15 protein-coding genes and 3 tRNA genes are annotated in these 14,111 nt (G+C 67.7%); 14 read left to right on the top strand and 4 right to left on the bottom strand.

Going from position 1 to position 14,111, the window contains the following annotated elements:
• Window positions 1-38: 38 nt before the first annotated feature.
• On the bottom strand, window positions 39-1,187 hold the full coding sequence (locus VLK61_RS24430) for a murein transglycosylase A (RefSeq protein WP_325424873.1): 1,149 nt from the start codon (window positions 1,185-1,187) through the stop codon (window positions 39-41).
• On the opposite strand from VLK61_RS24430, the gene VLK61_RS24435 reads away from it, so the two are divergent.
• The gene (locus tag VLK61_RS24435) at window positions 1,186-1,308 is read left to right on the top strand and encodes a hypothetical protein (protein WP_325424875.1); all 123 of its coding nucleotides are present in this window, start codon (window positions 1,186-1,188) and stop codon (window positions 1,306-1,308) included. The two genes, VLK61_RS24430 and VLK61_RS24435, sit on opposite strands and share 2 nt — an antisense overlap.
• On the opposite strand, the gene VLK61_RS24440 is transcribed toward VLK61_RS24435, so the two are convergent.
• Both VLK61_RS24440 and apaG read right to left on the bottom strand, forming a co-directional pair.
• Window positions 1,297-3,324, bottom strand: a complete 2,028-nt coding sequence (locus tag VLK61_RS24440; RefSeq protein WP_325424877.1) for a site-specific recombinase — start codon at window positions 3,322-3,324, stop codon at window positions 1,297-1,299. The genes VLK61_RS24435 and VLK61_RS24440 overlap by 12 nt on opposite strands.
• Window positions 3,325-3,367: 43 nt before the next feature.
• Entirely contained in the window at window positions 3,368-3,742 is a 375-nt protein-coding gene (gene apaG, locus VLK61_RS24445) for a Co2+/Mg2+ efflux protein ApaG (protein WP_325424879.1), read from the bottom strand.
• 58 nt (window positions 3,743-3,800) lie between these two features.
• Between apaG and rpe the strand changes: the two genes are divergently transcribed.
• Both rpe and gph read left to right on the top strand, forming a co-directional pair.
• Window positions 3,801-4,496, top strand: a complete 696-nt coding sequence (gene rpe / locus VLK61_RS24450) for a ribulose-phosphate 3-epimerase (RefSeq protein WP_325424881.1) — start codon at window positions 3,801-3,803, stop codon at window positions 4,494-4,496.
• Window positions 4,496-5,179 (top strand): phosphoglycolate phosphatase, encoded by a 684-nt coding sequence (gene gph, locus VLK61_RS24455; protein ID WP_325424883.1) that lies wholly within the window; start codon window positions 4,496-4,498, stop codon window positions 5,177-5,179. Before rpe ends, gph begins: the two co-directional genes overlap by 1 nt.
• Here gph and VLK61_RS24460 read toward each other — a convergent pair.
• Complete coding sequence (locus tag VLK61_RS24460) at window positions 5,168-5,776, bottom strand: chalcone isomerase family protein (protein ID WP_325424885.1); 609 nt, start codon at window positions 5,774-5,776, stop codon at window positions 5,168-5,170. The genes gph and VLK61_RS24460 overlap by 12 nt on opposite strands.
• Window positions 5,777-6,180: 404 nt before the next feature.
• Between VLK61_RS24460 and trpE the strand changes: the two genes are divergently transcribed.
• From trpE to tuf, 11 genes are all read left to right on the top strand, one after another.
• Window positions 6,181-7,656 carry an anthranilate synthase component I gene (gene trpE, locus VLK61_RS24465; RefSeq protein WP_325424887.1) on the top strand — a complete coding sequence of 492 codons (1,476 nt, stop codon included), beginning with the start codon at window positions 6,181-6,183 and terminating at the stop codon, window positions 7,654-7,656.
• A 2-nt stretch (window positions 7,657-7,658) separates the two neighbouring features.
• A complete protein-coding gene (locus VLK61_RS24470) occupies window positions 7,659-8,249 on the top strand; it encodes an aminodeoxychorismate/anthranilate synthase component II (protein WP_325424889.1) in 591 nt (196 codons plus the stop codon).
• Complete coding sequence (ltaE, locus tag VLK61_RS24475; RefSeq protein WP_325424891.1) at window positions 8,246-9,277, top strand: low-specificity L-threonine aldolase; 1,032 nt, start codon at window positions 8,246-8,248, stop codon at window positions 9,275-9,277. The genes VLK61_RS24470 and ltaE overlap by 4 nt, the downstream gene beginning before the upstream one ends.
• Window positions 9,278-9,293: 16 nt before the next feature.
• Window positions 9,294-10,331 (top strand): anthranilate phosphoribosyltransferase, encoded by a 1,038-nt coding sequence (gene trpD / locus VLK61_RS24480; protein ID WP_325424893.1) that lies wholly within the window; start codon window positions 9,294-9,296, stop codon window positions 10,329-10,331.
• On the top strand, window positions 10,328-10,873 hold the full coding sequence (locus VLK61_RS24485) for a hypothetical protein (protein ID WP_325424895.1): 546 nt from the start codon (window positions 10,328-10,330) through the stop codon (window positions 10,871-10,873). Before trpD ends, VLK61_RS24485 begins: the two co-directional genes overlap by 4 nt.
• Window positions 10,874-10,903: 30 nt before the next feature.
• Window positions 10,904-11,692, top strand: a complete 789-nt coding sequence (gene trpC / locus VLK61_RS24490; protein ID WP_325424897.1) for an indole-3-glycerol phosphate synthase TrpC — start codon at window positions 10,904-10,906, stop codon at window positions 11,690-11,692.
• Window positions 11,689-12,417, top strand: coding sequence for a uracil-DNA glycosylase (locus VLK61_RS24495; RefSeq protein WP_325424899.1), 729 nt, complete (start codon window positions 11,689-11,691; stop codon window positions 12,415-12,417). Before trpC ends, VLK61_RS24495 begins: the two co-directional genes overlap by 4 nt.
• Before the next feature lie 85 nt (window positions 12,418-12,502).
• Window positions 12,503-12,588 (top strand) — tRNA-Tyr (locus VLK61_RS24500).
• 60 nt (window positions 12,589-12,648) lie between these two features.
• A tRNA-Gly gene (locus VLK61_RS24505) sits at window positions 12,649-12,722 on the top strand.
• 76 nt (window positions 12,723-12,798) lie between these two features.
• Window positions 12,799-12,873: transfer RNA gene (locus tag VLK61_RS24510), tRNA-Thr, on the top strand.
• Between the two features lie 46 nt (window positions 12,874-12,919).
• Window positions 12,920-14,110: an elongation factor Tu gene (gene tuf, locus VLK61_RS24515; RefSeq protein ID WP_325424901.1), complete on the top strand. Its 1,191-nt coding sequence runs from the start codon at window positions 12,920-12,922 to the stop codon at window positions 14,108-14,110.
• The last annotated feature ends 1 nt before the right edge of the window (window position 14,111 follow it).

A 14,111-nucleotide genomic window follows, 5' to 3' on the forward strand; every position in this document is an offset into this window, starting at 1 on the left:
TCGGCTCCCGCCGCGAGTCGGACAGAGCGCCGCCCCGACTACCTGGGCCACAAGGCCCACAGCCGCAAGGGCTGTTTCATGCGCCCCGCCTGCTGCTCGGCCGCCGCGCCGGTGCCCCAGAAGTAGTCGATGCGCACGGCGCCGGTGATGGCCGTGCCGGTGTCCTGCGCCAGCACCAGCCGACGCAGGGGGGTGCTGGACAGCGGCTCGGTGGTGTCCAGCCACAGGGGGGTGCCATAGGGCACGGCGCCGGGATCCACCGCCACCGAGCGGCCGGCGGTCAGCGGCACGCCCATCGCGCCGCGCGGGCCGCTGTTGTCCTCGGGCAGCGGCTCTTCGCGGAAAAACACCACGCGCGGATTGCTCCACAGCATCTCGTTCAAGCGTTCCGGCCGTGCACGCTGGCCCCAATCGCGGATGGCGGGCCATGAGGCACCGTCGGCGCGCAATTCCCCTTGCTCGATCAGCCAGCGCCCCACCGATCGATAGGGCTGGTCGTTGTGGCCGCCATAGGCCACGCGCACGGTGCGTTCGCTGCCATCGGGCTCGCTGATGCGCAGCCGCCCCGAACCCTGGATCTGCAGGATCAGCACATCCAGCGGGCTGGCGACATAGGCGATCTCCTGGCCACGCAGGGACTGGCGCGCGGCCGGCAGGCTGTCGAGCTGCTGGCGGGTCCAGTAGGGCTTGCGCGTGGCCAGGTCGGTGGGCGGCCGGTGCAGCGGCACCGTGAAGCCGCTTTGCGGTTTGCGGCTGGCGGCGATCAGGGGCTCGAAGTAGCCGGTGGCCAGGCCCTGGCTGCCACCGTCGCGCGCTTCCACGCGGTAGGGCCGCAGCTCCTGCTGCAGGAAGTCGCGCGCAAAGCCGTCGTCTGCCGGCGTGAAGCGCGCCACGCGCGCGCACAGCGTGGCCCAGGGGGCCGGCGGCTTGGCGCAGCCGGCGCGCAGAGCGGGCCATAGCTCGGCGGCACGGTCGTCCGCCCAGCCGGGCAGGTCGGACCAGTCCACCGCCACCCAGCGGGCGCCGGCGCGCTCGATCACCGGGCCGCTCTCCTTGCCCGCGGGAGGCAGGCCCGGCAGGGTCGGCGTGCCGGGCTCGGGCCGTTCGGGCGTCGGCGACGGCACCATCGCGCAGCCGGCGCTGACGCCTAGAATCGCCGCCGCGATCCACCGGGGAAACAAGGTCATGTGGGTGATTCTGCTGGAGGCCCTGGGCGCCGGCCTGCTGTTGGTCTTCATTGTCTGGTGGACGATGTTCCAGGGTCGCCGCGGCGGTGAGCGCCGCAACGACGACGATTCAATCCGGTAGCAGGAAGCTGCGCGGTCGGTGCCACAAGCGGGCGCGGATCGCGGTAGACAGGCGCCGCCGGTCACCCAGCGTGATGCCGCGTGAGCGCAGAGCCACGCGCAGCGCCAGCCAGAAGCTCACACCGAGATTCAGCACACCGATCAGCGGCAGCGAGGCCAGGCACCACCAGAACGCCGGCAGTGCCAGCGTAGCCCAGCCCAGCGTGCTGGCGGCCGCTGCCAGCTGGCCGGTGGACAGCGTGACGTGGCGCACGTCCAGCGGCACACCGACGAAGGCCAGCAGCGTCGGCACCAGCCCGAGCAGCAAGCCCAGCGAGGTGTTCGCGGCCAGCCCGGAGATGTTGCGCCGCCACCAGGCCGACCAGCGCAGCGCCCGCGTCGCGCCCAGCCGCGCGACGATGGCCGGGTTGTGGGCCAGCGCGCTGTCGAGCCGGTGGTAGACGAACCAGTTCTCGACCCAGCCGGCAATCAGGCTGCTGGCAAACAGCAGGATGCCGGTGAAGGCGGCAAAGAACAGCGTGGGTCCGAGCAGCGTGATCGACTTCAGCGCGTACAGCGCGTCGTGTTCGCCTACCAGCGGCCGGCCGAAAACCGCCCAGGCCAGGCCCTGTACTGCCAGCACCACCGGCACCACCAGCGCCAGGTTGCCGGCGATGCCGGCAATCTGCGAGCGCACCAGGTGCGCCACTTCGTCGACGAAGCTGTCCACCGCCGCGTCGTCGTTCAGGTTGGCCAGTTTTTCGGCCATCGCCGGCGCGGTCATCGCCGGCTGCTTGGTGGCCACCGTCCAGTGCATCAGGTGGATCACCAGGAAGCTGATGGCGTAGTTCAGGCCGGCCGCGAAGCCGCCCCAGAACGGCGCCAGGCCCAGCGCCAGCAGCGCGAACTTCGCGAACGTGGTGCCGGCAATCACCACGCCGCCGCCGCCGGCGGCGCGCAGCATGTCGCGGTATTCCTCGCGGGTGCGGGTGATGTAGTGCTCGCCGGTCTCGGCATGGCGCTCGGCCACCTTGCGCGCCAGCAGCGAATACTGGCGCGCCAGCAAGGCGCGCAGGCTGCGTCTTTCACGTGATAGGGCGACCAGGTCGGCCAGCAGTGTCTGCAACTCGCGCTGCGGCGATTCCGACAGCAGCACGCCGAGCACCGCCTCGACGCGGCTGATGCGCGCGTTCAGCTGCTCCAGCTCGAAGACGATGTGCACCGAGACGCCATGCTCTTCGAGGTGGGCGGTCACGCTGTCGGCCGCGCGACGGCAGCGGTCCAGCAGCGCCAGCAGGTAGGTGGCGTGCTGGCGCGCGGCTTCGGGTTGCGCGATGCCGGGCGGCGCGCTGCGCACGCTATCGGCCAGCGCTTCGCCGGCCCGCACCAGCTGTTCGAAGGGCCGGTCGACCAGCAACTCGGCGCTCATGCGCCGGCGCAGCGGTGGTGCGATGGCTGCGGCACAGATCACGCTGACCAGCCAGGTCATGGCCTGCAGCAGCGGGCCGCGCCAGTCGCTGCCCTCGGTCGGGGCATCGGCACGGAGCTTGGTGGACGGCGCGTCCGCACGCGCCCTGGCAAACAGCGCGGCCAGGCGGGTCAGCGTATCGTCGTCGATCGCGCGTAGCCAGGTGGCATCGGCGTCGTCGGTGAAGAGCAGCTGGAACAGCGTGCCCAGGTCGTCGGTGTCGGGCGTGGCGGGCAGGAAGCGCTGGTTCAGTCGTTCGCCCAGCTCGCCCCACAGGTCACGCCGCGCGGTGAAACCGAAGTCGGCGAACAGCGTGGCCAGTTCGGTCTCGCGCCAGAAACGCGCCAGCAGAGCGACGATGCGCTCGCGCGGTTTGGCGTTGCGCTCCAGCACATTCAGCAGGTGCTTCAGCCGCAGCACTGGACGCGGCGTTTCGCCGGGCTCGCGCTCGTCTTCGCCATGGCGCAGCCATTCCACCAGCCGCACCAGCCACAGGTGGCGCTCGGGGCGCGCGGCTTTCGGATCGGCGGCGTTGAGCAGCGCCGTCAGGTCCCACACGGCTTCCGTCATGCGCTCAACGGGGGCGCCACTCAGCCGGCGTGCAGAAGCTCATTCAGTGCAGCGCCGCGGCATCGACCAGCGCGAACTCGGCCACCGGCGTTTCGAACCAGTGCGCGTCGTCGGTGATGCAAAAGAAGGTGCCTTGCATCGAGCCCTGCGGCGTCGCGATCTGCGCCCAACTGGTGTACTCGAACTGCTCGCCCGGTTTCAGCAGCGGCTGGTGGCCGACCACGCCCAGCCCGCGCACCTGCTGCACCTGGCCGCGGTGATCGCTGATCAGCCAGTGCCGCGCGATGAGTTGCGCTGCCACGTTGCCGGTGTTGCGGATCGTCACCGTGTACGCGTAGCCGTAGAGCTGTTGGGCCGGATCGGTCTCTTCCAGCAGCGGGCGCACGGCAACCGTGCAGGTGAGTTCGGGGCGGGCCATGAAGGGCATTCTAGAAAGACTGAGAAAATCCGCCCATCCCCCCGTTGGCCACACCCCCATGTCACGCAGTTTTCGCATCGCCCCCAGCATCCTGTCCGCCGACCTGGCGCAACTGGGCCAGGAGGTGAGAGATGTCATCGCCGCCGGTGCCGACTGGATCCATTTCGACGTGATGGACAACCACTACGTGCCGAACCTGACCTTCGGGCCGATGATCTGCGAGGCGCTGCGCAAGCATGCGGTGCGCGCAGATGGCAGCCGGGTGCCGATCGACGTGCACCTGATGGTGCAGCCGGTGGATGCGCTGGCCCAGGCCTTTGCCAAGGCCGGCGCGGACCTGATCAGCTTCCACCCCGATGCCAGCACGCATGTCGACCGCACGCTGCAGCTGATCAAGGCGGCCGGTTGCCAGGCCGGGCTGGTGTTCAACCCGGCCGGGCCGATCGACGTGCTCGAATGGGTCATCGACAAGGTCGACCTGGTGCTGGTGATGAGCGTGAACCCCGGCTTCGGCGGCCAGAGCTTCATCCCCAGTGCGCTGCGCAAGATCGAGCGGCTGCGCCAGATCATCGACACGCACCAACGCGAGACCGGCCGCGAGATCCGGCTCGAGGTGGATGGCGGCATCAAGCCCGACAACATCCGCCGCGTGGCCGATGCCGGCGCCGACACCTTCGTGGCCGGCAGTGCGATCTTCGGCCAGCCGGACTACCGCGCGGTGATCGATGCGATGCGGCGCGAACTGGCCGCCTGATGCCGCTGCGCGGTGATGCCGGGCCGCTGCAGCTGCAAGCGGCGATCATCGACCTCGACGGCACGATGGTCGACACCGTCGGTGATTTCGAGGCCGCGCTGAACGCGGTGCTGGGCGAACTGGCGCTGCCGCCGGTGGACCGCGGCTTCATCGAGCGCACGGTGGGCAAGGGCTCGGAACACCTGATCCGCTCGACGCTGGCGCAAGTGGGGGCCGACGCTGGGCTCTACCCGCAGGCCTGGGCGCTCTACCAGCAGCACTACCGGGTGATGAACGGCCGGCATTCGGCCGTCTACCCGGGCGTGACCGAAGGCTTGCGGCAATTGACGGCGGCCGGCCTGAAGCTGGCTTGCCTGACCAACAAACCCACGGCATTCGCCCGACCACTGCTGGTGGCCAAGGGCCTGGACGGCTTCTTCAGCGTGGTCTTCGGCGGTGATGCCTTCGCGCGCAAGAAGCCCGATCCGCTGCCGCTGTTGCGCACCTGCGAGGCGCTGGGCAGCACGCCGGCGCGCACGCTGATGGTGGGGGACTCCAGCAACGATGCGCGCGCGGCGCGTGCGGCAGGCTGCCCGGTGGTGCTGGTCAGCTATGGCTACAACCACGGCGAACCCGCCGAGGCGGCCGGGGCCGATGCGGTGATCGCCCGGCTCGATGCCTTGGACCTGCGCTCAGTTCTCTGAGCGCTTCGGCGGCCGGCCCAGCAGAGACTCCTTCAGCATGCTGTCCGCGGGCGATTTGCCCAGCCAGATCAGCAGCAGGCTGTTGAAGAACTCCGGCTCACGAATCGGCTCGCCGGAAGACTTGCCATTCACCAGTACCGTGGTACCGGAGCCGGGAACGTACTCGACGCTGAAGTTCTCGCCGGCACTGAGCTTCTTCTTCGCCGCGAAGAGCTCGCCCATGCGGATGGTGCCGGGGATGGACTTGACGAACTCCTCGCGCGGCGCGTTGTCCTGCATGCCGCGGGTGAACAGTTTGCCCAGTTCGTTCGCGTCGATGTCGCGCAGCATCACGATGTGCATGCGCTTCGGCCCGCTGTTGGCCAGCACCGCTTCCGGTGTGCCGGCCTTGGCATTCAGGTACAGCCCGGCGGTGTAGACCTTGAAGATGGCCTTGTAGCGGATACCTGCGCCGTTGAGCTGCAGCGCGCTGCCGGCCACTTGCGCGCTGCTGTCGTACTTGACGCCGGCGGTCTCGAAGGTCTGCGCTGCAGCAGGCAAGGCGAGCAGCAGGCACAAGCCGGCCGCGGCCAGCGGGGATCTGAGGGTGAACTTCACAACGGTGTCCTTGAGGGGTGGCGACGGCATTCGATCGCGCCGTCGGCCAGGCCAAGAAGTATGCAGATGTTTCGGCTGCGATGGACGCCGGATTCCGTGCTGGTTTTGTGTTCGTGCACCAGCCGCTGCTAAACTCCGCCGCCATGTCCATCGCGTGCAAACAGACCGTCTTGACGACGATCAGGTCGACTGACCGGGGAGCCTGGCCCTGGCGACCCTGTTCCGTCGCCGTCTGATTTGCCGCCGGCCGCCGGGCCGCTTCCGCTTCTCTTGCTGAACCCGTCCGGAACGTGCCTCACGGCTTCCCGCGGGTGGTTTCCACCACCCGGCCTGCTGAACCGCAGCACCGTTTGATGGCGTGCGCGCCGCTGGCGCCGCGCAGGGCTGGAAGGAGCCCCGACACCGTGATCACAGAACTTGAATTCAAGAGCCTGGCATCCCAGGGCTACAACCGCATTCCCTTGCTGAGCGAGGCGTTTGCGGACCTCGAAACCCCCCTCTCGCTGTACCTGAAGCTGGCCGGCGGTCAGAAGCACAGCTTCCTGCTCGAATCGGTGGTCGGCGGCGAACGCTTCGGCCGCTACTCTTTCATCGGGCTGCCGGCACGCACGCTGCTGCGGGCCACCGGCTTTTCGACCGAGATCGTCACCGATGGCGCGGTCGTCGAGACGCATGACGGCAATCCGCTGGACGTCATCGCTGCCTACCAGCAGCGCTTCCGCGTCGCGCTGCGGCCCGGGCTGCCGCGCTTCTGCGGCGGGCTGGCAGGCTACTTCGGCTACGACGCCGTGCGCTACATCGAGCCCAAGCTGGCCAAGACGGCCAAGCCCGGCGGCCTGGACACGCCGGACATCCTGCTGCTGCAGACCGAGGAACTGGCGGTCATCGACAACCTGTCGGGCCGGCTGTACCTGATCGTCTATGCCGACCCCGGCCAGCCCGAGGCCTACTTCAAGGCCAAACGTCGGCTGGCCGAACTGGCCGACAAGCTGCGCTACTCGGTCACCGCGCCGGCGGTCAAGCGCGGCCCGTCCTACGCTGTCGAGCGGGACTTCTCGAAAGAGGACTACCTGGCGGCCGTGAACAAGAGCAAGGACTACATTGCCGCCGGCGACATGATGCAGGTGCAGATCGGCCAGCGTCTGAAGAAGCGCTACACCGAAAGCCCGCTGTCGCTGTACCGGGCGCTGCGTTCGCTGAACCCCAGCCCCTACATGTACTTCTACGACATGGGCAGCTTCCAGATCGTCGGCGCATCGCCCGAGATCCTGGTGCGACACGAACACACCACCGAGGGCGACAAGATCACCATCCGTCCGCTGGCCGGCACCCGGCCGCGGGGGGTGTCGCCCGAGGTGGACAAGCAGGTCGAAGCCGAACTGCTGGCCGACCCGAAAGAGCGTGCCGAGCACCTGATGCTGATCGACCTGGCGCGCAACGACATCGGCCGCATCGCCAAGACCGGCAGCGTGCAGGTCACCGAGGCCTTCGTCGTCGAGCGCTATTCGCATGTGATGCACATCGTCAGCAATGTCGAAGGCCTGCTGAAGGACGGCATGAGCAACATGGACGTGCTGCGCGCCACCTTCCCGGCCGGCACCTTGACGGGCGCACCGAAGGTCCGCGCGATGGAGATCATCGACGAGCTGGAGCCGATCAAGCGCGGCATCTACGGCGGCGCCTGCGGCTACCTGAGCTATGCCGGCGACATGGACGTGGCGATTGCCATCCGCACCGGCATCGTGCAGAACAACACGCTGTATGTGCAGGCCGCGGCAGGGGTCGTCGCTGACTCCGTGCCCGAGATGGAATGGAAGGAAACCGAGCACAAGGCGCGGGCCCTGATCCGCGCAGCCGAGTTGGTGGAAGAGGGGTTCTGACCATGCTGCTGATGATCGACAACTACGACTCGTTCACCTTCAACCTGGTGCAGTACTTCGGCGAGCTGGGTCAGGAGGTGGTGGTGCACCGCAATGACGAAATCACGCTCGAAGGCATTGCGGCGCTGAAACCGCAGTACCTGGTGCTGTCGCCCGGGCCTTGTTCACCGGCCGAGGCCGGCATCTGCGTGGCGTCCATCCAGGCCTTCATCGGCAAGCTGCCGATCCTGGGCGTGTGCCTGGGCCACCAGGCGATCGGCGCGGCGCTGGACGGCCGAATAGTGCGCGCCCAGCACCAGATGCATGGCAAGGCCAGCACGCTGACGACCGACCAGCAAGGCGTTTACGCCGGACTGCCGAAGGCGTTCAGCGTGGTCCGCTACCACTCGCTGGTGATCGAGCGCGACAGCTGCCCGAAAGAGCTGCTGGTCACCGCCACCTCGGAGGATGGCGAGATCATGGGCGTGCGGCACCGTGACCTGGCCGGCAGCCCGACGCCACTGGAAGGTGTGCAGTTCCATCCGGAATCCATCCTGTCCGAGCACGGCCATGCGATGCTGCGCAACTTTCTGGTCATGGGGGCCGTACGATGAAGACCATCGACCTGCGCAGCGATACCGTCACGCAACCAACGGCGGCGATGCGCGCCGCGATGATGGAAGCGCCGCTGGGCGACGACGTCTTCGGCGACGATCCGAGCGTCAACGCGCTGCAGGACCATGTGGCGGCACTGCTCGGCAAGCAGGCCGCGCTGTTCATGCCCACCGGCACGCAGAGCAACCTTTGTGCGCTGATGAGTCACTGCCAGCGCGGCGAGGAATACCTCGTCAGCCAGATGGCGCACACCTATCGCTGGGAAGCCGGCGGCGCGGCGGTGCTGGGCAGCATCCAGCCGCAGCCGATCGCGCCGCAGCGCGACGGCTCGATGGCGCTGGCCGATATCGAAGCCAGCATCAAGCCCGACGACCCGCATTTCGCGATCACCCGGCTGCTGTGCCTGGAGAACACCACCGGCGGGCAGGTGCTGGGCATGGACTATCAGCGGGCCGCCGGCGAGCTGGCGCGCCGCCATGGCCTGGCGTTCCACCTCGATGGCGCGCGGCTGTTCAATGCCGCGGTCGTCGCCAGCCAGCGGGAGGGCGGCAGCGCCTGCCACCAGGCGCGGCAGATCGCCGATCTCTACGACAGCGTTTCGGTGTGTTTCAGCAAGGGGCTGGGCGCGCCTGTGGGCTCGGCCTTGGTTGGTTCGCGCGAGTTGATCGCGCGCGCCAGGCGCGTGCGCAAGATGGCCGGCGGCGGCATGCGCCAGGCCGGCCTGCTGGCCGCCGCGGCGAAGCATGCGCTGGACCACCATGTCGAGCGCCTGGCCGACGACCACGCCAATGCCCGCCATCTGGCCGAAGGCCTGGCCGGCCTGCCCGGCGTGACGGTGGTGCCGCCGGACACCAACATCGTTTTCGTCGACCTGGCGCCCGACCGGGATGGCAAGGCCGCGGTCCAGGCCGCGCGCGAACGTGGGCTGCTGTTCACCGGGCTGTACCGGCTGCGCCTGGTCACGCACCTGGACGTCTCGGCCGACGACATCGAACGCGCGATCAAGATCCTGCGCGCCATCTTCTGATTGCGGAGCTTCAACCATGACCATCACCAACACCGAAGCGCTGACCCGCGTCATCGACCACCGCGAGATCTTCCACGACGAGATGCTGGCGCTGATGCGCCGCATCATGAGCGGTGAGATGTCGCCGGTGATGATCGCGGCGTTTGCGATCGGCCTGCGCGTGAAGAAGGAAAGCATCGGCGAGATTGCCGCGGCCGCGCAGGTGATGCGCGAATTCGCGACGCCGGTGGACGTGCCCGACCGCACCCACCTGGTCGACATCGTCGGCACCGGCGGCGATGGTTCGCACACCTTCAACATCTCCACCACCTCGGCCTTCGTGGCCGCGGCGGCCGGCGCGCGGGTCGCCAAGCATGGCGGGCGCAGCGTGTCGTCGACCTCGGGCAGCGCCGACGTGCTGGAAGCCTTGGGCGCCAACATCGGCCTGACGCCCGAGCAAGTGGCCACCTGCCTGGCCGAGACTGGACTGGGCTTCATGTTCGCGCCGAATCACCATGCATCGATGAAGCATGCCGCACCGGTGCGCCGGGAATTGGGGGTGCGCACAATCTTCAATATCCTCGGGCCGCTGACGAATCCGGCCAATGCGCCCAACCAGCTGATGGGCGTATTCCACCCCGATCTGGTCGGCATTCAGGTGCGCGTGCTGCAGCGCCTGGGCTCCGAGCATGTGCTGGTGGTCTACGGCATGAACGGCATGGACGAGATCTCGCTGTCCGGCGAAACCATGGTCGGCGAGCTGAAGAACGGTGAGGTGCGCGAGTACGTCGTGCACCCCAGCGACTTCGGCCTGCCGGTCTACGACTCGCGCGTACTGCGGGTCGCCAACAAGGAAGAATCGGTGCAGTGCGTGCAGCGTGCGCTGGCCAATGAGGACGGCCCCGTGCGCGACATCGTGCTGCTGAACGCCGGCGCCGCTTTGTACGCCTCCGGCATTGCCTCGACGGTGGTGGAAGGCGTCAAGCGCGCCCGAGAGGCCGTGGCCTCGGGGGCCGCGATGGCCAAGTTGAGCCAGTTCGTTGCCGTGACCAACCGGTTTCGCGTGGCTGCATGAGCCTCACGCTGGCCATCCGGCTGTTCGGCCAGGCGCCGCCGCGCTATCGCGATCTGCTCGCTGCGGCCGAGCAGGCGGACGAGATGTTCCTGCCGCGCATCGAGCCCGGCTGGGTGGGTAGCGCGCTGGCTTTGCTGGGCCTGGCCGCGGGCTTGTGGTGGGCGCGTTCGCAGCCGACCGGCGGTGGCTTCGGCATGGGCTGGCTGGCGTTGGCGATGATCCTGCTTGGCATGCTGATCCAGCTGACGCGGCGCCACATGGACAGCGGCTGGCAGCTCGATCTCCAGCACCGCTTGATCACGCCGGTGGGCCTTGCGGGCGAGCCAGTGCAGATCGGTGGCGATGACTACAGCCTCGTCTGCACCGCAGGCGACCGCAAGCGCAGCCTGGCGATCGACCTGCGCCACGCGCAGCGCGGCCGTGTCGCCCGCTTGTTTCAAACCCCCGGGCCGGTGCGCCTGGGCGACCACCGCGTGCTCAGTGCGCTGACCGACGTATTGGCCCGGCGCCTGCAGGTCGGCCGCGAGGGTTTGACGGTTTGACGCCGGCCTTCTTTGAAGCGAGTTTTTCCCATGTCCGACATCCTTCAACGCATCGTTGCCGTCAAGCACGAGGAAGTGGCTGCCGCACGCGCGCGGCGCGATGTGGCGTCCTTGCGCGCCGAGGCTGAGGCACAGCCTGGCACTCGAGGCTTCGCCGCCGCGCTGCGGGCCAAGCTGGCCGCTGGTCAGCCGGCAGTGATTGCCGAGATCAAGAAAGCCAGCCCGAGCAAGGGCGTGATCCGCGAGCACTTTATGCCCGCCGAGATCGCCGTCAGTTACGCCCGACATGGCGCGGCCTGCCTCAGCGTGCTGACTGATGAATCGTTCTTCCAGGGCAGCGTGGCCTACCTGCAGCAGGCGCGTGCGGCCTGTGCGCTGCCGGTGCTGCGCAAGGACTTCATGGTCGATGCCTACCAGGTCTACGAGGCGCGGGCGATGGGGGCCGATTGCGTCCTGCTGATCGCCGCCTGCCTCGACGACGGCCTGATGGCGGAATTGGAATCCTGCGCGTTCGGCCTGGGCATGGATGTGCTCGTCGAAGTTCATGATGGCGTGGAGCTCCAGCGCGCGCTGGCGCTCAAGACGCCGCTGATCGGCATCAACAACCGCAACCTGCGCAGCTTCGAGGTGTCTCTGGACACCACGCTGGGCCTGCTGTCGCAGGTGCCGGCCGATCGGTTGCTGGTCACCGAATCGGGCATCGTCGGGCCCGCCGATGTGCAGCGCATGCGAGCGCACCAGGTGAGCGCCTTCCTGGTCGGCGAGGTCTTCATGCGTGCCGACGACCCCGGTGCGGCGCTGGCGGCGCTGTTCGGATGACGGTGTTGAACCAATTGGCCGAGCCCTTGGCCGCGGTGCTGGACCGCGCGCCGCCGGACTGGCGGCCCGTGGTCGACGCGTGGCGACACACAGCGGCCGGCCAGCGCTTGCTGGCCTTTGTCGAGGCACGCCGGCAGGCCGGGGCGGTGATCTACCCGGCCCAGGTGCTCCGAGCCCTGGCGCTGACGCCGCGCAGTGCCGTGCGAGTTGTGATCCTGGGCCAGGATCCATACCACGGCGCCGGCCAGGCCGAGGGTTTGGCGTTTTCGGTGCCGGCTGGCGTGCGCCTGCCACCCAGTCTGCGCAACATGATGGTCGAGCTGGCCCGGGACCTGGGTGTCGAGCGGGGGCAGAGCGGTCATCTCGGTGGCTGGGCGCAGCAAGGGGTGTTGCTGTTGAATACTTCGCTCACCGTCGAGGACGGGCAGCCCGCTTCGCATGCGCGCCAGGGCTGGGAGGCTCTGACCGACCACCTGATCGAGGCGACGGCGAACGATCCGGGGGCCAAGGTCTATCTGCTGTGGGGGGCACATGCCCAGGCCAAGGCGGCGCTGATCGAGGCTGCTGGTACTGGCCGCCACAAGGTGTTGCGGGCCAATCACCCTTCGCCGCTGTCGGCGCGCCGGCCGCCGCTGCCATTCATTGGCTGTGGGCATTTCGGCCAGGCCAATGCTTTCCTGGCCGCGCAGCCGGACACTGCGGTCGGCATCGACTGGTCGCGCTGACGGGGTGTGAGGATGCGGGGTGTGGGTCGGTGTGCCAGGTGCATTGCCCGGGCAACGAAACCTGCTATAGTCTTGAGTTCGCTGCGGAGGGGTGCCCGAGTGGCTAAAGGGGGCAGACTGTAAATCTGTTGGCTTACGCCTACGCTGGTTCGAATCCAGCCTCCTCCACCACAGCGAACGTTTTTTGGAACCACTGCAGGCTTGGGCGCTGGCCTGCGGTGGGTCGGTCAGGCGGGAGTAGTTCAATGGTAGAACCTTAGCCTTCCAAGCTAATGACACGGGTTCGATTCCCGTTTCCCGCTCCAGCGCTTGGTTGAAGCGAGGTTGATGTTCAGGTCGCTACAGGTTTGGGTTCGATGGCGTGCCCAAACCTGTGTCGATGCCCATGTGGCTCAGTGGTAGAGCACTCCCTTGGTAAGGGAGAGGTCGCGCGTTCGATCCGCGCCATGGGCACCACCCTATTCTTATCGTCATTCCTGTTTGATCGCGAGGAGCGCGCAACATGGCAAAAGGCAAATTCGAGCGGACCAAGCCGCACGTGAACGTGGGCACGATTGGACACGTGGACCATGGCAAGACGACGCTGACGGCGGCGATCACCTCGGTGCTGGCATCGAAGTTCGGCGGCGAGGCCAAGGCCTACGACCAGATCGACGCGGCGCCGGAAGAAAAGGCGCGCGGCATCACGATCAACACCGCGCACGTCGAGTACGAAACGGCTAACCGCCACTACGCGCACGTTGACTGCCCGGGCCACGCCGACTATGTGAAGAACATGATCACCGGCGCCGCGCAGATGGACGGTGCGATCCTGGTGTGCTCGGCCGCCGACGGCCCGATGCCCCAGACGCGTGAGCACATTCTGCTGGCCCGCCAGGTGGGTGTTCCGTACATCATCGTGTTCCTGAACAAGTGCGACATGGTCGACGACGCCGAACTGCTCGAGCTCGTCGAGATGGAAGTGCGCGAACTGTTGGACAAGTACGACTTCCCCGGCGACGCGACCCCGATCATCCACGGCAGCGCGAAGCTGGCGATGGAAGGCGACAAGGGCGAGCTGGGCGAGCAGGCCATCATGAAGCTGGCCGACGCGCTGGACAGCTACATCCCGACGCCCGAGCGTGCCATCGACGGCGCGTTCCTGATGCCGGTGGAAGACGTGTTCTCGATCTCGGGCCGCGGCACTGTGGTGACCGGTCGTGTCGAGCGCGGCGTGATCAAGGTCGGCGAAGAAATCGAGATCGTCGGCATCGCTGCGACGCAAAAGACCACCTGCACCGGCGTGGAAATGTTCCGCAAGCTGCTGGACCAGGGGCAGGCGGGTGACAACGTGGGCATCCTGCTGCGCGGCACCAAGCGTGAAGACGTGCAGCGCGGCCAAGTGCTGTGCAAGCCGGGCAGCGTGAAGCCGCATACGCACTTCACGGCCGAGATCTATGTGCTGTCGAAGGAAGAGGGCGGCCGCCACACGCCGTTCTTCAACAACTACCGGCCGCAGTTCTACTTCCGCACGACGGACGTGACGGGTGCGGTCGAGTTGCCGAAGGACAAGGAAATGGTGATGCCGGGCGACAACGTCAGCATCACGGTCAAGCTGATCAACCCGATCGCGATGGAAGAGGGCCTGCGCTTCGCCATCCGTGAAGGTGGACGCACCGTCGGCGCCGGCGTCGTCGCCAAGATCATCGAGTAAC

The organism is Aquabacterium sp. (assembly GCF_035476535.1).
Taxonomy (GTDB): domain Bacteria; phylum Pseudomonadota; class Gammaproteobacteria; order Burkholderiales; family Burkholderiaceae_C; genus Pseudaquabacterium.